Annotated in this window: 25 protein-coding genes; 4 read left to right on the top strand and 21 right to left on the bottom strand. The window is 59.8% G+C overall.

The window, feature by feature from the left end; translation table 11 throughout:
* Positions 1-10: 10 nt before the first annotated feature.
* Positions 11-1,294: a diaminopimelate decarboxylase gene (gene lysA / locus AC3WOY_RS16490; protein ID WP_492425654.1), complete on the top strand. Its 1,284-nt coding sequence runs from the start codon at positions 11-13 to the stop codon at positions 1,292-1,294.
* On the opposite strand, the gene msrQ is transcribed toward lysA, so the two are convergent.
* From msrQ to AC3WOY_RS16450, 8 genes are all read right to left on the bottom strand, one after another.
* Positions 1,265-1,933, bottom strand: coding sequence for a protein-methionine-sulfoxide reductase heme-binding subunit MsrQ (gene msrQ / locus AC3WOY_RS16485; protein WP_492425652.1), 669 nt, complete (start codon positions 1,931-1,933; stop codon positions 1,265-1,267). The genes lysA and msrQ overlap by 30 nt on opposite strands.
* Entirely contained in the window at positions 1,933-2,904 is a 972-nt protein-coding gene (gene msrP / locus AC3WOY_RS16480; protein ID WP_492425650.1) for a protein-methionine-sulfoxide reductase catalytic subunit MsrP, read from the bottom strand. Before msrP ends, msrQ begins: the two co-directional genes overlap by 1 nt.
* A gap of 64 nt (positions 2,905-2,968) precedes the next feature.
* Positions 2,969-3,721: an anti-sigma factor family protein gene (locus AC3WOY_RS16475; RefSeq protein WP_492425648.1), complete on the bottom strand. Its 753-nt coding sequence runs from the start codon at positions 3,719-3,721 to the stop codon at positions 2,969-2,971.
* A gap of 1 nt (position 3,722) precedes the next feature.
* On the bottom strand, positions 3,723-4,223 hold the full coding sequence (locus AC3WOY_RS16470) for an RNA polymerase sigma factor (protein ID WP_492425646.1): 501 nt from the start codon (positions 4,221-4,223) through the stop codon (positions 3,723-3,725).
* Between the two features lie 12 nt (positions 4,224-4,235).
* The gene (locus AC3WOY_RS16465; RefSeq protein ID WP_492425644.1) at positions 4,236-4,619 is read right to left on the bottom strand and encodes a COG4315 family predicted lipoprotein; all 384 of its coding nucleotides are present in this window, start codon (positions 4,617-4,619) and stop codon (positions 4,236-4,238) included.
* Between the two features lie 83 nt (positions 4,620-4,702).
* Complete coding sequence (gene ccsB, locus AC3WOY_RS16460; protein ID WP_492429329.1) at positions 4,703-5,854, bottom strand: c-type cytochrome biogenesis protein CcsB; 1,152 nt, start codon at positions 5,852-5,854, stop codon at positions 4,703-4,705.
* Between the two features lie 22 nt (positions 5,855-5,876).
* Positions 5,877-7,970 (bottom strand): cytochrome c biogenesis protein ResB, encoded by a 2,094-nt coding sequence (locus AC3WOY_RS16455; RefSeq protein WP_492425642.1) that lies wholly within the window; start codon positions 7,968-7,970, stop codon positions 5,877-5,879.
* A 69-nt stretch (positions 7,971-8,039) separates the two neighbouring features.
* A complete protein-coding gene (locus tag AC3WOY_RS16450; protein ID WP_492425640.1) occupies positions 8,040-8,696 on the bottom strand; it encodes a c-type cytochrome in 657 nt (218 codons plus the stop codon).
* A gap of 158 nt (positions 8,697-8,854) precedes the next feature.
* On the opposite strand from AC3WOY_RS16450, the gene yihA reads away from it, so the two are divergent.
* The 3 genes from yihA to AC3WOY_RS16435 all read left to right on the top strand — a co-directional run bounded on the left by yihA (position 8,855) and on the right by AC3WOY_RS16435 (position 12,031).
* On the top strand, positions 8,855-9,553 hold the full coding sequence (gene yihA, locus AC3WOY_RS16445) for a ribosome biogenesis GTP-binding protein YihA/YsxC (protein ID WP_492425638.1): 699 nt from the start codon (positions 8,855-8,857) through the stop codon (positions 9,551-9,553).
* A 201-nt stretch (positions 9,554-9,754) separates the two neighbouring features.
* Positions 9,755-10,768 (top strand): porphobilinogen synthase, encoded by a 1,014-nt coding sequence (hemB, locus tag AC3WOY_RS16440; protein ID WP_492425636.1) that lies wholly within the window; start codon positions 9,755-9,757, stop codon positions 10,766-10,768.
* Positions 10,769-10,927: 159 nt separating this feature from the next.
* A complete protein-coding gene (locus tag AC3WOY_RS16435) occupies positions 10,928-12,031 on the top strand; it encodes a magnesium transporter CorA family protein (RefSeq protein ID WP_492425635.1) in 1,104 nt (367 codons plus the stop codon).
* A gap of 29 nt (positions 12,032-12,060) precedes the next feature.
* Here AC3WOY_RS16435 and dsbD read toward each other — a convergent pair whose 3' ends face one another.
* The 13 genes from dsbD to rplO form a co-directional block, all read right to left on the bottom strand.
* Positions 12,061-13,842 carry a protein-disulfide reductase DsbD gene (gene dsbD, locus AC3WOY_RS16430; protein WP_492425634.1) on the bottom strand — a complete coding sequence of 594 codons (1,782 nt, stop codon included), beginning with the start codon at positions 13,840-13,842 and terminating at the stop codon, positions 12,061-12,063.
* Positions 13,829-14,161 carry a divalent-cation tolerance protein CutA gene (gene cutA / locus AC3WOY_RS16425; protein WP_492425633.1) on the bottom strand — a complete coding sequence of 111 codons (333 nt, stop codon included), beginning with the start codon at positions 14,159-14,161 and terminating at the stop codon, positions 13,829-13,831. The genes dsbD and cutA overlap by 14 nt, the downstream gene beginning before the upstream one ends.
* 28 nt (positions 14,162-14,189) lie before the next feature.
* A complete protein-coding gene (locus tag AC3WOY_RS16420) occupies positions 14,190-14,975 on the bottom strand; it encodes an ABC transporter permease (RefSeq protein ID WP_492425632.1) in 786 nt (261 codons plus the stop codon).
* Position 14,976: 1 nt separating this feature from the next.
* On the bottom strand, positions 14,977-15,909 hold the full coding sequence (locus tag AC3WOY_RS16415; RefSeq protein WP_492425631.1) for an ATP-binding cassette domain-containing protein: 933 nt from the start codon (positions 15,907-15,909) through the stop codon (positions 14,977-14,979).
* Positions 15,910-16,061: 152 nt separating this feature from the next.
* Positions 16,062-16,457 (bottom strand): 50S ribosomal protein L17, encoded by a 396-nt coding sequence (gene rplQ / locus AC3WOY_RS16410; RefSeq protein WP_420474776.1) that lies wholly within the window; start codon positions 16,455-16,457, stop codon positions 16,062-16,064.
* A gap of 132 nt (positions 16,458-16,589) precedes the next feature.
* The gene (locus tag AC3WOY_RS16405) at positions 16,590-17,567 is read right to left on the bottom strand and encodes a DNA-directed RNA polymerase subunit alpha (RefSeq protein ID WP_420474775.1); all 978 of its coding nucleotides are present in this window, start codon (positions 17,565-17,567) and stop codon (positions 16,590-16,592) included.
* A gap of 103 nt (positions 17,568-17,670) precedes the next feature.
* Positions 17,671-18,294 (bottom strand): 30S ribosomal protein S4, encoded by a 624-nt coding sequence (rpsD, locus tag AC3WOY_RS16400; RefSeq protein WP_492425630.1) that lies wholly within the window; start codon positions 18,292-18,294, stop codon positions 17,671-17,673.
* A 160-nt stretch (positions 18,295-18,454) separates the two neighbouring features.
* Positions 18,455-18,859: a 30S ribosomal protein S11 gene (gene rpsK, locus AC3WOY_RS16395; RefSeq protein ID WP_324898666.1), complete on the bottom strand. Its 405-nt coding sequence runs from the start codon at positions 18,857-18,859 to the stop codon at positions 18,455-18,457.
* A 42-nt stretch (positions 18,860-18,901) separates the two neighbouring features.
* Positions 18,902-19,267: a 30S ribosomal protein S13 gene (gene rpsM, locus AC3WOY_RS16390; protein ID WP_492425629.1), complete on the bottom strand. Its 366-nt coding sequence runs from the start codon at positions 19,265-19,267 to the stop codon at positions 18,902-18,904.
* A 27-nt stretch (positions 19,268-19,294) separates the two neighbouring features.
* Complete coding sequence (rpmJ, locus tag AC3WOY_RS16385) at positions 19,295-19,408, bottom strand: 50S ribosomal protein L36 (protein ID WP_014004415.1); 114 nt, start codon at positions 19,406-19,408, stop codon at positions 19,295-19,297.
* 35 nt (positions 19,409-19,443) lie between these two features.
* Positions 19,444-19,662 carry a translation initiation factor IF-1 gene (gene infA / locus AC3WOY_RS16380; protein ID WP_005663428.1) on the bottom strand — a complete coding sequence of 73 codons (219 nt, stop codon included), beginning with the start codon at positions 19,660-19,662 and terminating at the stop codon, positions 19,444-19,446.
* Between the two features lie 25 nt (positions 19,663-19,687).
* Positions 19,688-21,019 (bottom strand): preprotein translocase subunit SecY, encoded by a 1,332-nt coding sequence (gene secY, locus AC3WOY_RS16375; RefSeq protein ID WP_492425627.1) that lies wholly within the window; start codon positions 21,017-21,019, stop codon positions 19,688-19,690.
* 25 nt (positions 21,020-21,044) lie between these two features.
* Positions 21,045-21,476 carry a 50S ribosomal protein L15 gene (gene rplO / locus AC3WOY_RS16370; protein ID WP_492425625.1) on the bottom strand — a complete coding sequence of 144 codons (432 nt, stop codon included), beginning with the start codon at positions 21,474-21,476 and terminating at the stop codon, positions 21,045-21,047.
* Between the last annotated feature and the right edge of the window lie 12 nt (positions 21,477-21,488).

Below are 21,488 nucleotides of genomic sequence, written 5' to 3'. Positions count from 1 at the left end.
TGCTCATACCATGCCCCACTTTTCCTACAAGAACGGCGCGCTTTACGCCGAAAACGTTCCGCTGACCGAGATTGCCCGCCAGTTCGGCAGCCCGACCTACGTCTATTCCAAGGCGGCGCTGGTCGAGAATTTCTCCGCCTACTCGAATGCCTGCCGTGAAAACCGGCGCGACGAAAGCACGGCGCTGGTCTGCTATTCGGTCAAGTCGAATTCCAATCTGGCGGTGCTGGACCTGCTGAGCAAGCTCGGCTCCGGTTTCGATATCGTGTCCGGCGGCGAACTACTGCGCGTGATCGCGGCGGGCGGCGATCCGAGCAAGGTCATCTTCTCCGGCGTGGGCAAGACCCACGAGGAAATGAAGCTGGCGCTGTCGCACGACATCCTGTGCTTCAACGTCGAATCGACCGCCGAACTGCATCGCCTGAATGAAGTGGCGGGCGAGATGGGCAAGCAGGCGCCGGTTTCGCTGCGCGTCAATCCCAACGTCGACGCGAAGACGCATCCCTACATTTCCACCGGCCTGAAGGAAAATAAGTTCGGCATCGCCTATGACGAGGCGCTGACCGCTTACCGTACCGCGGCGACGCTGCCGCATATCCGCGTCGCCGGCATCGACTGCCATATCGGTTCGCAACTGCTGGACGACGCCCCGCTGCTCGAAGCGCTCGACCGCCTGATCGAGCTGGTTGATCGCCTGACGCAAGAAGGCATCGTGCTGCACCATCTGGACATCGGCGGCGGCATCGGCATCACCTACGACAAGGACAAGCCGGTGGCGATCGGCGATTACCTCGGCCGCCTGTTCGCGAAGATCGACAAGTGGCGCCTGCACCAGTACAAGGGCAAACCGATCCAGGTGATGTTCGAACCCGGCCGCTCCATCGTCGGCAATGCCGGCCTGCTGCTTACGGAAGTCGAATACCTGAAGCATGGCGCGGCGAAGAACTTCGCCATCGTCAATGCGGCCATGAACGACCTGATGCGCCCGGCGATGTACGAGGCATGGCATGGCGTGCAACCGGTCGTGCAGCGCGTGGGGACACAGAAGACCTACGATATCGTCGGCCCCGTGTGCGAGTCGGGCGACTGGCTGGCGCGCGAACGCGCGCTGGCGATCGAGCAAGGCGACCTGCTGGCGATCATGTCGGCCGGCGCGTACGGCATGACGATGTCGTCCAACTACAATACGCGCGGCCGCGCGGCTGAAGTGATGGTCGACGGCGACCAGGTACATCTGATCCGCCGCCGCGAAACGCCGGGCGAGCTATTTGCGCTCGAGACGCTGCTCCCGTAATCCGCATCCCGGCGCCAGGCTCGTCCGGCGCCGCTCCAGCTGCGGCTGGATCACATTCCACCACAGTCGCACGAGCAACAGCACAGCGACGATGCTTCCGAACAGGATAGGCTGGGCAAAGTCGTTCTTGCCCGCCTTCATCCACCAGAAATGCAGGATGCCCAGCGGCGCGATCAGGTAGACCAGCCTGTGCAGCCACTGCCAGCGCTTGCCGCCTAGCCGTTTCACCATCCCGTTCGTACTCGTTACTGCCAATGGAATGAGCAGCACGAAAGCCGTGAATCCCACCGTGATGAAGGGCCGTTTCACCACGTCCTTCAACATCTCATTGATATCGAAGAAATGGTCGAACCAGAGGAAGGTGGCGAAGTGCAGCGTCGCGTAGAAAAACGCGAACAGCCCGAGCATGCGCCGCAACCTGATCAGCCAGTGCATCCCCGTCAGTTTCCGCAGCGGTGTCACGCTCAGGGTCAAGCACAGGAAGTACAAGGTCCAGTCGCCGGTATTGCGCGTGATGAATTCGATGGGGTTCGCTCCCAGGCGGTCGGTGAACGCGAACAGCACCAGCCGTGCAAAGGGAAGCAGCGAAGCCGCGAACAATACAGTCTTCGCGAACGTGATTTGTCTCGACGTGATCATCAGTAGAGCTTCTTCAGGTCCATGCCGGAGTACAGCGATGCCACGTCGCTGTAGCCATTGAACATCAGCGTCTTGCGCTTGCGCGTGAGAAAGCCATCCTCGCCGATGCGCCGTTCGGTCGCCTGCGACCAGCGCGGGTGATCGACCTCGGGATTGACGTTGGAATAGAAGCCGTATTCCTGCGGTGCCGAAATATTCCACGCGGTTTTCGGCTGGTCCTTCACGAAGCGGATCTTGACGATGGACTTGGCCGACTTAAAACCATACTTCCATGGCACGACAATGCGCACCGGCGCGCCGTTCTGGTTCGGCAGGACTTCGCCGTACATGCCGAGCGTCAGCAGGGTCAGCGGGTGGCTGGCCTCGTCGAGACGCAAGCCTTCCACATAGGGCCATTCGAGCACCGGGCTGCGCAGGCCGGGCATCTGCTTGCGGTCGGCGAGCGTGACGAACTCGACATACTTTGCATTCCCGGTCGGCTCTACCCGCTTGATGATTTCCGAAAACGAGTAGCCTATCCAGGGAATCACCATCGACCAGCCCTCAACGCACCGCAGGCGGTAGATACGCTCTTCCAGTGGCGCCAGCCTGAGCAGGCTGTCGATGTCGAGCGTCATCGGCTTCTTGACCTCGCCCTCGATGGCGACCGTCCAGGGGCGCGTGAGCAGCGATCCTGCTGCACGGACAGGATCGTCCTTCTCGGTGCCGAATTCGTAGAAGTTGTTATAGCTCGTCGCATCCTTGTAGGATGTCGGCTTGTCCATCACGACGAAGGCTGAATTCTGTTTCGCCGGAAGCTTCGGTCCGGTCTGGGCGAACGCCTCCTGCACAAGCAGGCTGGGCGCGGCCGCGGCAATCGAGCCGAGGGCAAGCTGCTTGATGAAGCTGCGGCGCGCTTCGAATACGTGGCGCGGTGTAATTTCGGACGGAAAAGGAATATCCAGTCCGTTGGCATTGCGCTTGATTAACATGAATTCCCCGCAAGAGTGATGTCACTGCTTGGTCTGCGCTGATCGGGAAAACCTTACATCAATTTCACGGACGGCGCAGTTGGGCATCCACCGCCCTGGCGACTTCCATCATGCGGTTCTTGCCCACGCCGCCGGAAAGGGCATAACCGTAGTCCCGGTCTACCCAGTAGAAGACACTGTTGCCGTTTTGTTCCAGCACCTGGAAGCGAGTGTCGCCGGAATCGCGGCCCGTGCGCCGCACCACAAGCGTCAGCCGTTCGCCGTCGGAAGATTCGTACATCAATTGCGCCAGCGGCCCTTCGTCGCCCGGCAACAGGCGGCCGCCAAGCAGCGCGAATCCGTGCGCATGCAACGCCGGCGCGCGGATCGGCGCATCCAGGCGTTTGGACAGCCAGGCGACGAGATGCGCTTCCTGCTCCGCCGGCACCTCGACCGGGTGCCGCTTTTCACTGGCGTACAACAGGTGGGCGCGCAGGGCGCGCTCGGCGAATACCGCCGGCCCCGGCGACGGTTGCATCATGTCGCGCGCAGCCCAACCGGCGACAAGGCCGATAGCAAGGGCAGCGACACTGGCCGCCCATGCAAGGGGCAAGGGTTTGCGTCGTAAGGCAGCGGCCATGCGCATGGGAACCGGCTCGTTGAGCACCGTATCGTAGGCCTCATGCAACAAATGGTTTTGCAGGCGCAGATCCTGGACGAGCGCGGCCGCTTCCGGTTGCACCGCGAGAAACGCCTCGACCTGCGCGCGCCTTTCGGCGTCGAGCTGGTTGTCGACGTAGGCATGCAGGTCCTGTTCGCTGATCGGTTCGTTCTTCATGTCACTTGATCCGTGAAAGCCGCGCGGCGCCGGCAACGGACGCGCCGGAGAGCAAGGCGCGCAATTGATCCCGCGCGCGCGACAGGCGCGACATCACGGTTCCGAGCGGGATATCCAGCACTGCCGCAGCCTCCTGGTAGGAGAGCTGCTCCAGCCCGATGAGGACGATGACGGCACGGTGCTCGGGCGTCAGCCTTGCCAGGGCTCGCTGCATGTCGATCTGCATCGGCAAGTCCGGTGTCACGGCCGGCTCCGGCACGTCGCTGTCGTCGGGCACCTGCTTGCCGCGGCGCGCAACGTCGTTCAGGAACAGTCGGTACAGGATGGTAAACAGCCATGACGTCATGCTGCTGTCGAAGCGGTACTGCCAGCGCCGTTGCAACGCACGTTCCAGCGTGTCCTGGACCAGGTCGTCCGACCAGGCCGGATCGTGCGTCAGCGCGCGCGCATACCGCCGCAAGCGGGGAATGTGCTGCGCGAGCTGGTCGGCGAAATCGGCCATGGCGGAAAAAAGTTACGGCTGGGCTACACGCCACACATTGTTCACCCCGTCGCCGGTCTTGTCACCTGGTTTCTGGTCCTTGATCCAGAGGTAGAGCGGCTTGCCCTTGTAAGCCCATTGCTTGCCGCCATCGTCGCGCGTGACGATGCTGTAGTCGCCTGCGGCCTTGTCGCCCTCCTTGACCATCAGCGGCGGCCAGTTGACGGCGCACTGGCCGTTGCAGACGCTCTTCCCGCTGCCGGCAGCATCCTTGTCGAAGGTGTAGAGGGTCATGCCGGCGCTATTGGTCAGCATGCCGTCCTTGGCGGTGGCCGGCATCTGGGCAGTCGACATGCCGGCGCAGCCGATCAAGCCGAGCGCCAGGAGGGGCGCGGCAAACAGGGGGGAGAGTTTCATGGAATCCTCGCTTGGCTGGTTAGTGCGCTGCACGTGCAGCACATGCGGTTAACCGTCGGCAGCGAGGATTTATTCCAACCGATTTAAAGCTGGCCGTAGGAGTGCAGGCCGGAAAGGAACATGTTGACGCCAAGGAAGGCAAACGTCGTGACCAGCAGACCCACCAGTGCCCACCATGCGGCGACTTGCCCGCGCAGGCCTTTCATCAGGCGCATGTGCAGCCAGGCAGCGTAATTGAGCCAGACGATCAGCGCCCAGGTTTCCTTCGGATCCCAGGACCAGTAACCGCCCCAGGCTTCCGCCGCCCACAGCGCGCCGAGGATGGTGGCGATGGTGAAGAAGGCGAAGCCGACCGCGATTGCCTTGTACATCACGTCATCCAGCAATTCGAGCGCGGGCAGGCGATCGACGAGGAAGCCTTTCAGCTTGAGCAGATAGGCGACCGCCACCATCGCCGCAAGCGCGAAGGTGCCGTAGCCGACGAAATTGGCCGGGACGTGGATCTTCATCCACCAGCTTTGCAGGGCCGGCACCAGCGGCTGGATCTCGGCCGCATCGCGGCTCACCGTGTACCAGAGCAGGAAGCCGACCGCAGCCGAGATGATCAGCAGCACGAAGGGCCCCAGCTGGCGCGTCGCGTAATGCTCTTCGTAATACAGGTAGAACAGCGCGGTAATCAGGCAGAACAGGATAAAGACTTCATACAGGTTCGACACCGGGATATGCCCGACGTCGGGACCGACAAGGTAGGACTCGTACCAGCGCACCAGCATGCCGGTGAAGCCGAGCACCACCGCCGCCCATGACAGCTTGCTGCCGACCGCGCCGCCGAAATCGGATCGCATCGCAAGACCGCCCCAGTAGAACAGCGTCGACAGGAAAAAGAGCGTGCTCATCCACAGGATCGCCGACTGGCTGGACAAGCCGTACTTGAGGAAGAACTTCGTGTTGGCCGCATCGAGGGCGCTGCCATAGAGCGAAATCGAGGCCAGCGACAGCGCCGCCAGCACGGCCATCAGCCAGCGCACCTGCTTCCACTGCCAGCCGAGCCACGCGAACGTTGGCGCGGACAGCAGCAGGATGCCTTTTTCGTACACGTCCATGTACTCGCCGAAGCGGTTGAGCGCGAACAACGCGCCGGCGAGCAGGGCTGCGCCATACAGCCAGTCGATCATCGTCAGGCGCTTGAAGTAGCCCGGGCGGGGACGGTAGGTTTGCGATTGTGCCAGTTCCATCATTTTCTCCAACAGCGCGCGTCTATTTCTGGACTTGCGCTTTCAATGCTTCGAATTCCTTTTCGAAGTCGAGCGTCTTGCGCTGCGTGCTCATGGCCATCAGCGCATGCGTGCGGCCTTCCGCATCCGGCTTCAGCCAGATCCACAGGCGGCGCTCGCGAATGTAAAACATCGCGAACACGCCGAGCACCAGCAGCAGGCAGCCAAGGTACACCACATTCTTGCCCGGCGAGCGCGTCACTTGCAGCACGGAAGCTTTGACTTCCTCGAACTCCTGCAGTTGCAGGTAGACCGGCGCGCCGTAGAAGTTGGCGTCGGACATGGCATTCATGGCGAGCTGCAGGAAACGCTGGTGCTTTTCGTCCACCTCGACCGGCTTGAGCCCGCCTTTCTCGCGCGCGGCCTGCCACAACTCCCAGAGTGTACCGTTGAGGATCTTCATGAAGATCTCGGCCGCCTTCTGCTGCTCCGCCTGCGGGACCTGTTCGAGGAATTTCGTCACGGCGACGTAGCCGGCTTCCCTGCCGTCGCCGGCAAAGATTTCCAGGCCGCGCAAGGCGGAAGCCCGCAGCTGGTCGCGCAGCGCCTCCTTTCCCTGCGGCATGGCCTGCATGGCATATCGCTGCGCCGCCGCCTCGCGCAAGGCGGGAACGTACAGTGCGGCGCGCAGGCGCACCCATTCATCCACCGAGTCCTTGTCGTCCGCGGGAATGCGCAGGTAGCGGAATTGCTCGCTTGGCGTATCACGCATGCCAGTGAGGAACACATAATCCCCCTCAAGCAGGACCGGTTGCATGTAATTATGGAATTCACGCGCCTGGCCAGTCTTGTCACGCAGCTTGTATTGCACGCTCGGGCCGACGTTCTTCAAATCCTTGTTGTCCGCATTCTTTGCCGCCGAGCCGAGCTGCCTGTCCAGGCCGGCGGCGAATTTTTCGTTGAAGCTCTTGCTTGCGTCCACAGCACGCAGGTCCTGCCCGCCCTGCGCCATGTTCTCGACGTTGAATGCCCGGAAGCCCGACCATTCAATCGTGTACTCCGCCGCTTTCTCATTACCCAGCGGCGTCGAGCCGCCGACCTCGCCTGCCAGCTGGAACGGCGTGTCCTGTGCGCCGGCCATCGGATAAGCGGCCAGCTTGAGCTTGCTGCCGCCGTCGTCGAAGCTCGACTGGTAGACGGCAATGCCTTTGTAGATCAGCGGCTGGTTCACCTTGATCGTCGCCTCGAAGGTCTTGCCGGTCTCGCTGTCGCGCACCACGACATCGCTGGCAAAAAGTTTGGGCATGCCCGTCGAGTAATGCTCGATGATGAATTTCTTCAACTGGATGGAGAACGGTAACTCCTGCACCAGAACGCCGGTCTGTTGCGGAATCATCGCGGTATTGCTGGTGGCACCTTCCGGAATGAAGGTGTTGGCACGGAAGGTCGGGTTGCCGATTCCCAGCCTGTGCTGCTGAGGAATTTCCGAGATCAGGCCCGAACCGGCATAAGGCACCTTGCCATGGAACCATTGCTGGAAACGGATCGGCAGGTCCGAATCGAGCAACCCGCCGATGCAGATGATGACGATCGCGCTGTGCGCGAGGATGTAGCCCCACTTGTTGGCGGCGCCGTGCTTGGCAGCGATCAGCATGCCGTTTTCCTTGGGCACGGTCAGCGATTTGTAGTCGCTGTCGCCGATGCGCAACGCCAGTTCGCGTGCCATCGCATCCATCGGCTTCGAGGAACTCCACTCCACCTTGTGATGGAAATTGCGCAAAGACTGTTCGCGCACATTCTCGCGCCAGCTGCGCATGTCGCGCAGCATCTTCGGCGTGTTGCGCACGATGCACAGCGTGGTCGACACGACCAGGAAGGCCATGATCAGCAGGAACCACCACGCGGAGTAGACCGCATACAGGCCCAGCTTGTTGAATATCTCGAACCAGAACGGGCCGAACTGGTTGACGTAGTTAGGCATCGGCTCGTTCTGCTTGAGGACGGTACCGATGACCGATGCAATCGCAATCAGCGTCAGCAGGCTGATCGCAAAACGCATCGACGAAACCAGTTCGACCGCGTCCGCCAGCCAGCGGCGTTCGGTCTTCAGTTGCAATCCGGATGTATTTACATTCATGAATCTGCGCCTGGAAATGAAAAGGGGGTGGCATCTGCCACCCCCTCCATGTATTTGTTGCTGCTGGTCTTACTTCAGGCCGGCGATGTAGTCGGAAACCGCCTGGATTTCATCGTCGGACATGCGCTTGGTGATCGTCGTCATCTGCACGCTGTTCTTGCGTGCCCCCTGGCGGAATGCGGTCAGCTGGGCCGTGGTGTAGTCCTGGTGCTGGCCGGCCAGGCGCGCGAATTGCGCCGGGATGCCCGCGCCGCTGGCGCCGTGGCAGCCTGCGCATGCCGGAACGTTCTTCTCGGCGATGCCTGCACGGTAGATCTTCTTGCCGGCTTCAACGGTGTCCTTGTTCTTTGCTGCGCCCGGCTTGGATTCCTGCTTGTCGAGGTAGGCAGCCACGTTCTTCATGTCCTGTTCCGACATGCCCTTGGCGATGCCACCCATGATCGGGTTGTTTCGCTGGCCGGACTTGAAGTCGACGAGCTGCTTGGTGACGTATTCCGCGTGCTGGGCACCCAGTTTCGGATTTTGCGTAATGGTGGAATTGCCTGCTGCGCCGTGGCAGCCGACACAGGCGATCACGCCGCGGGCAGCGTCGCCGCTGTTGTACAGCTGTTCACCCTTGGCGGCGTCGGCCGCGGGCGCCTTTTTCTCTTCTGCATAAGCGATCGAGGAAACCGCCAGCATCGCGACAAACAAGGACTTCACAAACGGGGAAAACACACGGTTCATTCACACACCCTGAGGACTTGGATATTTTAAAATTCTGGCCAACGGCAGAGGTCAAAGCTAATGCGTTGTGCTTTTGCGGCGCAACAACACAATAACCCCTTATTGTACAATAGCTTTCGAGCATTTCCCTCTACTTTTGCTGCATTTCCCCCCTCTATATGTCCCTACTTTGGCAAGCCCGCTTTTTCACTACGGTGAACCACCTTCGCGATTTGCCAAAAACGCAAGTCCCCGAAATCGCTTTCGCCGGCCGCTCGAATGCAGGCAAGTCGACTGCGATCAACCTGCTGTGCAACCAGAAACGGCTCGCTTTTGCATCCAAGACGCCGGGCCGCACGCAGCACATCAACTATTTCTCCATCGGCGGCGCCCATGTCGGGCAGCACCGCAAGGATCCGACCAAGGTCGATGAAATCCGGGCACTGCTGGTCGACCTGCCAGGCTACGGCTATGCCGAGGTTCCCGGCGAGGCGAAGAACCACTGGAACGAATTACTCGGAACCTACATCCAACGCCGCGAACAGCTCGCCGGACTGGTGCTGATCATGGACGCGCGCCGCCCGTTCACGGAACTCGATGTGCAAATGCTGGAGTGGTTTGCCCCGAGCGGCAAGCCGGTCCATTGCCTGTTGACCAAGGCCGACAAGCTGAACCGCAACGAGTCCACGAATGCCCTGCGGCAAGCGAAGACCGTGCTGCAAAGCTATGTGGACGAGCAAGGCCAGCCCTTCCCCTTTACCGTACAGTTGTTCTCGGCCTTGAAACGGATCGGCCTGGAAGAAGCAAATGACAGGATTCTTGATCTGCTTGCCTTGACCGACGAGGCCGGCAGTGGGGATGATAGCGATCAACCATAAAGATCGCGGGCAAAAAAAACCCTGGAGAAAGGGGAAGATCTCCAGGGTAGTAACGCCATATCGCTAATGCCACGATAGGCCCCGCTCAGGGAGGAGAAGCGGGAGGTGAATGATCACCTATCGCTAAGAGTAGCCGCCCCACGAAAAGTTTCAGGAATTTATACAATTTAACGATCGCGTCCCCATTTTCCATACATTGCCATGTCACAGACCCTGCCGCCGAACCATTTTCCCGCCGTCCGCATGCGCCGCATGCGCAAGGATGCCTTCTCCCGCGCGATGATGCGCGAGCACGTGATCACGACGTCCGACCTGATCTATCCGGTCTTCATCCTCGATGGGAAGAACCAGCGGGAGAAGGTCGCGTCGATGCCGGGCGTGGAACGCCTGTCGGTCGACCTGCTGCTGGGCGTCGCCGAGGAATGCGTGGCGCTCGGCATCCCGGTCATGGCGTTGTTCCCCGTGATTAATTCTTCGCTGAAGACCCCAGACGGCATTGAAGCCGTGAACCCGGATGGTCTGGTGCCGCGCGCCGTGCGCGAGCTCAAGCAGCGCTTTCCCGAGCTGGGCATCCTGACCGACGTCGCGCTTGACCCGTACACCAGCCATGGCCAGGACGGCGTCATCAACGCCGACGGCTATGTGCTCAACGACGAAACCAGCGCCATCCTGACCAGGCAGGCGCTCACGCAGGCAGAAGCCGGCGTGGACATCGTGGCGCCCTCCGACATGATGGACGGCCGCATCGGCGCCATCCGCGCAGCCCTGGAATCGCGCCATTTCATCCACACACGGATCATGGCGTACTCGGCGAAATACGCGTCCGCCTTCTACGGTCCGTTCCGCGACGCGGTCGGCTCCGCAGGAAACCTTGGCAAAAGCGACAAGAGCACCTACCAGATGGACCCTGCCAACAGCAACGAAGCGCTGCGCGAAGTTGCGCTCGACCTGGCCGAAGGCGCCGACATGGTGATGGTCAAGCCCGGCATGCCCTACCTGGACATCGTGCGCCGCGTGAAGGACGAGTTCAAGGTCCCGACTTTCGCCTACCAGGTCAGCGGCGAGTACGCGATGATCAAGGCCGCCGCGCAGAACGGCTGGATCGACCACGACAAGACGATGATGGAAGCCATGCTATCGTTCAAGCGCGCCGGCGCCGACGGCGTGCTGACCTACTTTGCGCGCGACATCGCACGCCGCCTCAAGCAGATCTGATCCCCTCCGCATCGCGCCGGCTTCGTCATGAGCCGGCGCGCCCTTACCGGTCACGCACCGCGACTCTGCCGATTGCCATACCGCTCTTCGTTTTCGCACGCAGCATCCGGTTCTGGCCTGTTATGCTTCCGATGCCCGCCAAAACTCTGCCATCTCGACATGGATATCTTTCACGTCAATAGCAATCACGTCGCCCAGCTTGAACAGATCGACGCAGGACTGCCGCCGCACGGCTTCCTGTGGATCGATGCCACCCACGATGAAGTCGCCGCCGATCCTGCGACATGGCGCGAAACGATTGCAAAGGCAACGGGAACACAGATCTACGACCCTCACATGACGGACGTGATCAACCTCAGCCATCCGTCGTATTTCGACTCGACGCAAGACTACGCGATGGTGGTGTTTCGCAAGCTGGCGCTCGACGGCACGGGCATACCTGCCGAGTCCGATGATGCCGCCGGCACGGAGGCAAAACGGAAGATACCGCCCGCGTTGACCAAACTCGCCACCAAGCCGGTCGCCTTCCTGCTGATGGAACGCGCACTGGTGACCGTACACATGGCAAACAGCCGCACGATCGAAGCAACCCGCACCCGCCTCCTCGAAATCAAGAACAAGCGGGATGGCGGCCCGCACACCGTACGCCCGCCGGCCTCGCCAGAGGAACTGATGCTCCGGCTGCTCAATGCGATGGTTGACCAGTATCTTGCGCTGCGCCAGCCCCTTACCGCGCAGATCGATCGCTGGCAGCGCGCGCTGCTCAATCCCCGCAGCCCGTTCAATGACTGGAATGCCTTGCTCGACGCGCGCATCGAGCTGCGCAAGCTCGACCATTTATGCGAGGGACAACGCGACGCGATACAGGAATTGCGCGACTACCTGGTCGACACGATGGACAGCTCGCACAATAGCCGCACCAAGGACTTGATGCTGGTGCGCATCAACGACGTAATGGAACACATTACGCGCGTACTCAACCACGCGCAGCGCCTGGAATCGACCATCGAGTCCGCGGTGCAAATCCACTTCTCCGCCATGGCGCACCGGACCAGCGAAATCATGCGCACGCTGACCGTGATCACGGCGCTGTTCATGCCGCTGACGCTGATCACCGGCATTTTCGGCATGAACTTCGCTGCCATGCCCTTGCTGAAAGATGACTTGGGATTCTGGATCGCGATGGGGATGATGGCGGCCATCGTCGTCGTGCTGCTTGTCTTTTTCTGGCGCAAGCGCTACCTCGAAGACAACGACCGATAAAAAAAGCGCCCGGTGCCGGGCGCTTTTTGTCAGAAGCTGGAGACCAGCGACAGAGAGTTCAGGAACTTCTCCGCATTCTGGTAACCGATCACGCGCCCTCCCTGAATCTCGCGCCCCTGCTTGTCGAAGAAGATAATGCCTGGCGGGCCGAACAGCTTGAACCGCTTGAGCAGCTCCTTGTCGTCCGCATTGTTGGCGGTGACATCGGCCTGCAGCAGGACCATGTTCGCGAACTGGGCCTGCACGCGCTTGTCCGAGAAGGTCAGTTTCTCCATCTCGATGCAGGACACGCACCAGTCTGCATAAAAATCGAGCATGACAGTCTTGCCGGCGGACCGGGCAATCACCGCATCCAGTTCCGCCACCGATTTGACACGCTTGAATTCCGTCTTGTGAACGCCACCGTTCAAGTGCGCAATCGGCGCCAGCGGATCGCGTCCGCCTGTTGCCGCACCGGCAAGCTGCACCAGCCCGAATGCCGCGAAAACCAGTCCCGCCACCTTGGCCAGGTTCCCCCCCTTCCAGAGCAGGTAGCCGCCGTAACCAATCCCCAGCGCCGCCCAGCCCACCATTGGCACCCAGCCGGGAATCACCGGCGTGACGATCCAGATGGCCAGGCCCAGCATCAGGACGCCGAAGAAGAATTTCACCGAATCCATCCACGCGCCAGCACGCGGCAACAAGGCACCGGCGGACACCCCTACCAGCAGAAGAGGCACACTCATGCCGACCGCCATGGCGAACAGTGCACTGCCGCCGATCAGCACGTCTCTGGTCTGGCTGATGTAAAGCAGCGCGCCGGCAAGCGGTGCCGCGACGCACGGCCCGACAATCAGGGCCGAAATGGCGCCCATGGCAAACACGCCCGCCATTTTGCCCGCCGACTGGCGGCCGGATGCGTCCGCCAGTTTGGCCTGGAGGGATGCCGGCACCTGGAGCTGGTACACACCGAACATGGATAGTGAAAGGATGGCCATCAGCACGGCAAATGCTCCCAGCACCCACGGATTCTGCAATGCGGCCGCCAGCCCCTCGCCCGCCAGTCCGGCAGCCACGCCGAGCGCGGTGTACACCAGCGCCATGCCGAGCGAATACGCCGCCGACAAGGTGAAGCCCCGGCCTCGGCTGACGCCCGTGCCTTCGCCAACGATGATTGAAGAGAGGATCGGCACCATCGGCAGCACGCATGGCGTAAACGACAGGCCAATGCCGAGCAGCAGGAACAGCGGCAGGATCACGAGCAGCTTGCCGCTTTGGAGAGACGCTTCGATCCTCCCCATCTCCGTATCCGGGGATGACAACTGCCCCCCTGCGGAACTCGTTCCTGCCATCGATATCGCCGGAGCGCTTCCGTCAATCGAAAGCCTGACCACCGATTCCATCGGCGGGTAGCACAGGCCCTTGTCCGCACATCCCTGGCCGGTCGACTTGAGCGTGAAGGCGCCGCCCGCCGTCACCGGAATGGTGATGGCGATAGTCTTCCTGTAGGATTCGACATCCTTCTGGAAAGTCTCGTCGAACTTCACCTTTCCCGGCGGAAGCAGCGGCTCGCCGAGCGTTGCCCCTTCCGCCTTGAACTTGAACGCCTCGCGGTACATGTAATAGCCGTCGGCGATCCTGTAGGTGACTTCGGCGGTTTTTTCATCAATCATGCGCGCCGAGAACTTGAACGCAATCTCAGGTTCGAGAAAATCGTCGGCAGCGTGAGAAAGCGGCGCAAGCAAGACCAAGGCGACAAATAGCAGGCCCGTGGCCATCCAGCCAACGGACGAAAGCAGCGCGTGCGAACGGTAAGACTTAAACATCCACATCCTTTTTTGTTTCCGAAACAACCCAGTTCAAGTAAGCCGGCAGTCCCGCCGCCACCGGCATGGCAATGATTTCGGGCACATCATAGGGATGCGCCTTCCTGATCGCTGCTTCCAGCGCAGCATACCTGTCCTGTGTGCTCTTGATCAGCAGCGTCACCTCGACAGTCTCCTCGACCTTGCCCTCCCACTGGTAGATCGAGCGGACAGCGGGCAACACATTGACGCAAGCTGCAAGCCTGTCGCCGACTACCCTGCGCGCCATCGTGTGGGCAGTCACTTCATCGGGAACATTCGTCAGGACAAGCAATACATCCTGCATAGTCGAATCCTGTCTTCAAAACTGACATTCATTTCAGCAGCCGGCGACGCGTCAGGACGGTCGCCGCATAGAACCCGCCTGCACAATAAGCAACCAGGATCATGATATCCACCCATGGCATACGCGGCCACTCCCCGAGAACCAACGGCCGGATCAGGCTGACAGCCGCACCCAACGGCAGGATCTTGGCAACGACCTGCAGCCAGCCGGGAAGCTGCGTAGTCGGATAATACACCCCCGAGAGAAACACCATCGGCGTCAGCACGAGCGTGAAGTAATACGTAAAAAAATCATACCCGCGGGCGAGCGCATTGATGATCAAACCTATCGATGCAAAAGTCATGCCGATAAGAAACAACAATGGCGGCACGATGAGGACAGTAGGATGCAATCCGATGCCAAGCATGAAAATGACGATCAGGATGGCGACACCGGAAAACATTGACTTGGTCGCCGCCCATAGCATTTCGGCAAGCACCACGTCGTCCAGAGCCAGCGGCGCGTTGAGCAGCGCATCCCATGTCTTCTGCACATGCATACGGGAAAAGGCCGAATACAAGGCCTCGAACGACGCCGCCATCATCACGGACATGCAGATGGATCCGGATGCCAGGAAATGGATATAGGGAATCCCGTTAATGCTATGCAAAAGGCTCCCCAGGCCATACCCGAACGCGACCAGCGTAATGAGCGGATCGGCGATATTACCAAGGATGCTAGCTCCCGCCAGCTTTCTCCAGACGAGGAAATTGCGGCGCCAGATCGGGAAGAAACGGAATGAAAACGCCGGCAAGGCGAAGACGGCAGCACTCATCTCAATCCCTCATTTCCCTTCCGGTCAGCTTCAAGAACAAGTCCTCCAGATTCGCGGGCCGGTGAAGATAACGCACGCCTTCCGTCGTGTGCAGGCTTGCCAGCAATGACTGCGCATCGTTGGTATAGCAGAAGACCGTCTCCCCGCTGACTTCGATGCGCGCCGCCTTCGCACGTCCTTCCCTCTCGCCCCAGGCCACGGCATTGTCGCCATACACTTCGACCACTTCCGCCTCGATATGTTGCCCGATGAGATCGCGCGGCGACCCCTCCGCAATCATCTGGCCGTGATCGATGACCGCAAGCCGGTCGCACAGGCGCTCGGCCTCATCCATGAAATGCGTGGTCAGGACGATCGTCTTGCCCTCATTCAGGAGCGTCTTCAGCCGATCCCAGATCATGTGCCGCGCCTGTGGATCCAGTCCGGTGGTCGGTTCGTCCATAAAGATCAGGTCCGGATCGTTCACAAGCGAGCGCGCGAGCGTCAGGCGACGCTTCATGCCCCCCGACAGTTCGATGATGTGCGCATCCTTCTTGGCTGTCAGGCTGGCGAATTCCAGCAGCTTCGGGATGCGAGCCTTGATTTCCTGGTCACTGATACCGAAGTAGCGCCCGAACACCAGCAGGTTTTCCTCAACGGTGAAATCGGGATCGAGATTGTCCGCCTGCGGCACAACCCCCACCCGCAACCGGGCCGGTCGAGCATCTTGCGGGATGCTCCGCCCCACCAGTCGGATCTCGCCACTATCAGGAGCCGTCAGGCCCAGGCACAGCCTGAGCGTAGTCGTCTTGCCGGCGCCGTTCGGCCCCAGCAATCCATAGCATTCGCCGCGTCGCAGACTGAACGACAATCCATCCACAACCACGCTCTTCGATTCGCCGTTGCCATACGACTTGCGCAGGTTAGCCACAGAGAGAATGTCGAATTCACTCATCCCGAAACGGTACCTCAGCCCAAAAGAAGACATCTTGCCACAAACGAAAAGTCAGCACCGGCGCTGCTGAACAAGATTGAACAAGGCATCAGCCGGTAAAAACAAAAAAGCCAGGCAATGCCTGGCTTTTTTTGCGATTGACGCGATCCCAATTACTCGGCGCTCGGCACTTCTGCCTCATCGCTGATTTCCGGACGGTCGACCAGCTCGACAAATGCCATCGGCGCATTGTCGCCCTGACGGAAACCCATTTTCAGGATACGCAGATAGCCGCCGTTGCGGGCTGCATAGCGCGGGCCGATTTCAGCGAACAGCTTGACCACGATTTCGCGGTCGCGCAGACGGTTGAAAGCCAGGCGCTTGTTGGACAGGCTGTCGGTCTTGCCCAGGGTGATGATAGGCTCGACGACGCGGCGCAGTTCCTTCGCCTTCGGCAGCGTGGTCTTGATGGCTTCGTGGCGCAGCAGGGAAACGGTCATGTTGCGCAGCATCGCGAGGCGGTGCGACGAAGTACGATTCAGTTTACGGAGGCCGTGACGGTGACGCATGGTAGTTCCTTTCAGTTTGAGTTTGAATCCAGCTCTTCTATCGATCGGCACAGGCCGATCGCGGGCCGGTAAGTCTTGTTGTTACGATACTGCTTGATATGGGAAGGAGCGGCCGCAGCCGCTCCAACCGAATTACTTCTCCAGGCCAGCCGGCGGCCAGTTCTCGAGCTTCATGCCCAGGGTCAGACCACGGGATGCCAGCACTTCCTTGATTTCGTTCAGGGACTTGCGACCCAGGTTCGGGGTCTTGAGCAGTTCGTTTTCGCTGCGCTGGATCAGGTCGCCGATGTAGTAAATGTTCTCGGCCTTCAGGCAGTTTGCGGAACGGACGGTGAGTTCGAGGTCGTCGACCGGACGCAGCAGGATCGGATCAACAGCCGGAGCACGCGACGGTGCTTCCGCGGTTGCTTCCGTGCCTTCCAGTGCAGCGAACACGTTCAGCTGGTCAACCAGCACGCGTGCGGACTGGCGGATCGCCTCTTCCGGCGAAATCACGCCGTTGGTTTCGATGTTCATGACCAGCTTATCGAGGTCGGTACGCTGTTCCACACGAGCGGACTCGACAGCATAGGAGACGCGACGAACCGGCGAGAACGATGCATCCAGAATGATGCGGCCGATGGTCTTGTTCGCGTCTTCCGACAGGCGGCGAACGTTGCCCGGCACATAGCCGCGGCCCTTTTCAACCTTGATCTGCATGTCCAGCTTGCCACCAGCGGTCAGGTGCGCAATCACGTGATCCGGATTGATCAGCTCAACGTCGTGCGGGAGATCGATATCCGATGCCATTACCGCGCCTTCGCCTTCCTTCTTCAGGGTCAGCGTAACTTCATCGCGGTTGTGCAGCTTGAACACCACACCCTTGAGATTCAGCAGCATGTCGACGACGTCTTCCTGCACACCGTCCAGCGACGAATACTCGTGCACGACACCGGCGATCGTCACTTCGGTCGGCGCATAGCCAACCATCGACGACAGCAGGACGCGGCGCAGCGCGTTGCCGAGCGTATGGCCGTAGCCGCGTTCGAACGGCTCCATCACCACTTTTGCTTGGCCGGCAGCAAGTGCCTCAACTTCGATAATACGGGGTTTCAACAGACTGTTTTGCATGAAATGTCCTTTTCAATACCCTCGGCTCGTTACACCGATAAGGCTGATGGCATTACAAAGAAACCCGCCCTGCCAGATGACAGGGCGGGCGAAGAAAAGCGAATTAACGCGAGTAAAGTTCGACGATCAGCGATTCGTTGACGTCGTTGGCGATCTCGGTGCGATCCGGCATGGACTTGAAGGTGCCTTCCATCTTCTTGGCATCAACAGCGACCCAGGACGGCATGCCGCTCTGCTCTGCCAGGGACAGTGCCTCGACGATACGAGCCTGTTTCTTGGCCTTTTCACGCACAGCAACGACGTCGCCCGGCTTGACCAGATAGGAAGCGATGTTGACGACGGTGCCGTTGACGGTCAGCGCCTTGTGGCTGACCAACTGGCGTGCCTCAGAACGGGTAGAGCCAAAGCCCATGCGGTATGCGACGTTGTCCAGACGGGATTCGAGCAGCTTCAGCAGGTTCTCGCCGGTATTGCCTTTGCGGCGGTCTGCCTCGGCAAAGTAACGACGGAACTGGCGCTCAAGAATACCGTACATACGCTTGACCTTCTGCTTTTCGCGCAGCTGGTTGCCGTAGTCGGAGGTACGCGCACCGGAAGTGCGGCCATGCTGGCCCGGCTTGGAGTCCAGCTTGCACTTGGAGTCCAGCGAACGACGCGCGCTCTTCAGGAACAGGTCGGTGCCTTCACGGCGGGAGAGTTTTGCTTTCGGTCCGATATAACGTGCCACGTTGATTTCCTTTTATTGAATGACGCCCCGACCAGTTCATTTCAGCGAAACAAGCTGCCAGGCGCTAGTCTGATCTGCCTGCAATCAGACGGTGGTCTTAAGTACAAAGCCCGCCATAGTATATGGCGGGCAGCTTTACTGCAACTACAGCGTCGAGCAATTAGATGCGACGGCGCTTCGGCGGACGGCAGCCGTTGTGCGGAACCGGCGTCACATCCTGGATTTGGGTAATCTTGATACCGAGGCTGTTCAGCGCGCGAACTGCAGACTCGCGACCCGGGCCCGGGCCCTTAATGCGAACTTCCAGATTCTTCACGCCGCACTCGATGGCAACCTTGCCTGCCGCTTCGGCCGCAACCTGCGCTGCGAACGGGGTCGACTTACGCGAACCCTTGAAGCCAGCACCACCGGAAGTTGCCCACGACAGAGCGTTGCCCTGGCGGTCGGTAATGGTGATGATGGTGTTGTTGAAGGACGCGTGGATATGCGCGATGCCTTCGGCAACGTTCTTTTTAACTTTCTTACGCACGCGTGCTGCTGCGGCGTTATTCGGGGCTTTTGCCATGTTGATTTCCTTGAATCCGACTACGAGTCAAACTGCGCTGGATTACTTCTTCAGCGACTGCGCTGCCTTGCGCGGACCCTTGCGGGTGCGGGCGTTGGTGCGGGTACGCTGGCCACGGACCGGCAGACCCTTGCGATGGCGCAGGCCACGATAGCAACCCAAGTCCATCAGACGCTTGATGCTCATCGAGACTTCACGACGCAGGTCACCTTCAACGACGAACTTGCCTACTTCGTCGCGCAGCTTTTCCAGCTCGTTATCGTCCAGATCCTTGACCTTCTTGGTGGTCGGGACACCCGTCTTTTCGCAGATGTCTTCCGCGCGCGGACGGCCAATACCATAAATCGCTGTCAAGCCGATAACGGTGTGTTGGTGATTGGGGATATTCACCCCTGCAATACGTGCCATTCGTTATTCCTCGATCAATAACGTTAATTAACCTTGGCGCTGCTTGTGACGCGGTTCGGTGCAGATGACACGAACAACGCCCTTGCGCTTGATGATCTTACAGTTGCGGCAGATCCGCTTGACTGATGCGAGCACTTTCATTTTTGCCCTCTTTCTAGCTTTTGGTTACTTGTTACTTACTTCGTACGGAACACAATCCGTGCCCGGCTCAAATCATAGGGCGTCAATTCCACCGTGACCTTATCGCCAGGCAGGATGCGGATATAGTTCATCCGCATCTTGCCGGAAATATGTCCGAGGACAACGTGCCCGTTTTCCAACTTGACTCGAAATGTTGCATTCGGAAGATTCTCGAGAATCTCACCCTGCATCTGAATTACGTCGTCTTTTGCCATTCGCTCTGTCGCCTTGGGCTTCCGATCACCGCGTCGGCATGCCGCCCTTGAAATTCGCTTTACGAAGCAGTGATTCGTATTGCTGCGACATCACGTAATTCTGAACCTGCGCCATGAAGTCCATCGTCACCACAACGATAATCAGCAGCGACGTACCGCCAAAGTAGAACGGCACCTTCCAGCGAGCGATCAGGAATTCCGGCAGCAAGCACACCAGCGTGATGTACACCGCACCCACCAGCGTCAGACGCATCAGGATCTTGTCGATGTAACGTGCCGTCTGGTCGCCCGGACGAATACCCGGAACAAACGCACCACTCTTCTTCAAATTGTCTGCGGTCTCTTTGCTATTGAATACCAGAGCGGTATAGAAAAAGCAAAAGAACACAATCGCACCTGCATACAGCAACGCGTGAATCGGTTCACCCGGAGCCAGCGATGCCGCCAGGTCCTTGAGGAAACGAACAAAAGGATTGCTCGTATCACCCGTTGTAAACCAGCTCGTGATCGTCGCCGGAAACAGAATGATCGACGATGCGAAAATCGGCGGGATCACACCGGCCATATTCAACTTCAGTGGCAGGTGACTGCTTTGACCACCGTAAATCTTGTTACCAACCTGGCGCTTCGCGTAATTAACCAGGATCTTGCGCTGGCCACGTTCAATGAACACGACCAAGAACGTCACGGCCGCCACGATCACACAGATCAGAATTGCCGACAGTGCATTCATCGATCCGGTACGTACCAACTCGAAGAGTCCGCCGATTGCACTCGGCAAGCCCGCCGCGATACCAGCGAAGATGATGATCGAGATACCATTCCCCAATCCGCGCTCGGTGATCTGTTCACCCAGCCACATCAGGAACATCGTACCCGTCACCAGCGTCACTACAGTGGTGAAGCGGAAAGCCAGACCCGGATCAATCACGAGACCTGCCTGCGACTCCAGCGCGACTGCAATTCCAAGCGCCTGGAACGTTGCCAGTACCAGCGTCCCATAACGCGTGTACTGCGTAATCTTGCGACGGCCGGCTTCGCCTTCCTTCTTCAGTGCCTCCAGTTGCGGCGACACGATCGACATCAGCTGCATAATGATCGATGCCGAGATGTACGGCATGATACCCAGCGCGAAGATCGTGAAGCGCGACAGCGCACCGCCGGAGAACATGTTGAACATCCCGAGGATGCCACCCTGATTCTGCCGGAACAGCTCTGCCAGCTGATCGGGATCAATCCCCGGAACGGGAATGTGAGCGCCGATACGATAAACAACTAACGCAGCAAGCAGGAACCAGAGTCGTCCCCACGGAAAACCGCTTGCTGCACTTTTTGCGAGTTGCGGTGTCGTCGCCAATTATTGCTCCGAACTAACCGGCTGCTTAAGCAACCGTACCACCAGCAGCTTCAATGGCAGCCTTGGCACCCTTGGTCGCGATCAAACCCGTGACCGTGACTTTCTTGCTGATCTCGCCGGCCTTGATGATGCGCACGACGCGAGCCAGCTCGGAAACCAGACCTGCCTGCTTCAGTGCCAGCATGTCGATCTCTGCGACGGGCAGCTTTTCCAGGTCGCCCAAGCGCACTTCAGCCTTGAACGGCGTTGCCAGCGACTTGAAGCCGCGCTTCGGCAGACGACGCTGCAGAGGCATCTGACCGCCTTCGAAACCGACCTTGTGGAAACCGCCGGAACGCGATTTTTGACCCTTGTGGCCGCGGCCGGCAGTCTTGCCCAGGCCCGAACCGATACCGCGACCGACGCGACGCTTAGCGTGCTTGGCGCCGTCAGCCGGTTGAATGTTGTTCAATTCCATGATTTGCTCCGT

The organism is Noviherbaspirillum sp. FW303-A3 (assembly GCF_058788695.1).
Note: the sequence above shows the minus strand (reverse complement) of the source record. Positions and strands in the feature narration are given on the sequence as shown.

What these genes read in the sequence shown, in the direction of transcription:
- AC3WOY_RS16435 (WP_492425635.1), top strand. Translation starts at nt 10,928, where the DNA reads ATGGATATCTTTCACGTCAATAGCAATCACGTCGCCCAGCTTGAACAG.
- cutA (WP_492425633.1), bottom strand. Translation starts at nt 14,161, where the DNA reads ATGCAGGATGTATTGCTTGTCCTGACGAATGTTCCCGATGAAGTGACT.
- AC3WOY_RS16420 (WP_492425632.1), bottom strand. Translation starts at nt 14,975, where the DNA reads ATGAGTGCTGCCGTCTTCGCCTTGCCGGCGTTTTCATTCCGTTTCTTC.
- rplQ (WP_420474776.1), bottom strand. Translation starts at nt 16,457, where the DNA reads ATGCGTCACCGTCACGGCCTCCGTAAACTGAATCGTACTTCGTCGCAC.
- hemB (WP_492425636.1), top strand. Translation starts at nt 9,755, where the DNA reads ATGTCACAGACCCTGCCGCCGAACCATTTTCCCGCCGTCCGCATGCGC.
- rpsK (WP_324898666.1), bottom strand. Translation starts at nt 18,859, where the DNA reads ATGGCAAAAGCCCCGAATAACGCCGCAGCAGCACGCGTGCGTAAGAAA.
- rpsM (WP_492425629.1), bottom strand. Translation starts at nt 19,267, where the DNA reads ATGGCACGTATTGCAGGGGTGAATATCCCCAATCACCAACACACCGTT.
- yihA (WP_492425638.1), top strand. Translation starts at nt 8,855, where the DNA reads ATGTCCCTACTTTGGCAAGCCCGCTTTTTCACTACGGTGAACCACCTT.
- AC3WOY_RS16475 (WP_492425648.1), bottom strand. Translation starts at nt 3,721, where the DNA reads ATGAAGAACGAACCGATCAGCGAACAGGACCTGCATGCCTACGTCGAC.
- AC3WOY_RS16415 (WP_492425631.1), bottom strand. Translation starts at nt 15,909, where the DNA reads ATGAGTGAATTCGACATTCTCTCTGTGGCTAACCTGCGCAAGTCGTAT.
- AC3WOY_RS16465 (WP_492425644.1), bottom strand. Translation starts at nt 4,619, where the DNA reads ATGAAACTCTCCCCCCTGTTTGCCGCGCCCCTCCTGGCGCTCGGCTTG.
- AC3WOY_RS16470 (WP_492425646.1), bottom strand. Translation starts at nt 4,223, where the DNA reads ATGGCCGATTTCGCCGACCAGCTCGCGCAGCACATTCCCCGCTTGCGG.
- rpmJ (WP_014004415.1), bottom strand. Translation starts at nt 19,408, where the DNA reads ATGAAAGTGCTCGCATCAGTCAAGCGGATCTGCCGCAACTGTAAGATC.
- ccsB (WP_492429329.1), bottom strand. Translation starts at nt 5,854, where the DNA reads ATGGAACTGGCACAATCGCAAACCTACCGTCCCCGCCCGGGCTACTTC.
- AC3WOY_RS16450 (WP_492425640.1), bottom strand. Translation starts at nt 8,696, where the DNA reads ATGAACCGTGTGTTTTCCCCGTTTGTGAAGTCCTTGTTTGTCGCGATG.
- lysA (WP_492425654.1), top strand. Translation starts at nt 11, where the DNA reads ATGCCCCACTTTTCCTACAAGAACGGCGCGCTTTACGCCGAAAACGTT.
- msrQ (WP_492425652.1), bottom strand. Translation starts at nt 1,933, where the DNA reads ATGATCACGTCGAGACAAATCACGTTCGCGAAGACTGTATTGTTCGCG.
- rplO (WP_492425625.1), bottom strand. Translation starts at nt 21,476, where the DNA reads ATGGAATTGAACAACATTCAACCGGCTGACGGCGCCAAGCACGCTAAG.
- AC3WOY_RS16405 (WP_420474775.1), bottom strand. Translation starts at nt 17,567, where the DNA reads ATGCAAAACAGTCTGTTGAAACCCCGTATTATCGAAGTTGAGGCACTT.
- dsbD (WP_492425634.1), bottom strand. Translation starts at nt 13,842, where the DNA reads ATGTGGATGTTTAAGTCTTACCGTTCGCACGCGCTGCTTTCGTCCGTT.
- AC3WOY_RS16455 (WP_492425642.1), bottom strand. Translation starts at nt 7,970, where the DNA reads ATGAATGTAAATACATCCGGATTGCAACTGAAGACCGAACGCCGCTGG.
- infA (WP_005663428.1), bottom strand. Translation starts at nt 19,662, where the DNA reads ATGGCAAAAGACGACGTAATTCAGATGCAGGGTGAGATTCTCGAGAAT.
- msrP (WP_492425650.1), bottom strand. Translation starts at nt 2,904, where the DNA reads ATGTTAATCAAGCGCAATGCCAACGGACTGGATATTCCTTTTCCGTCC.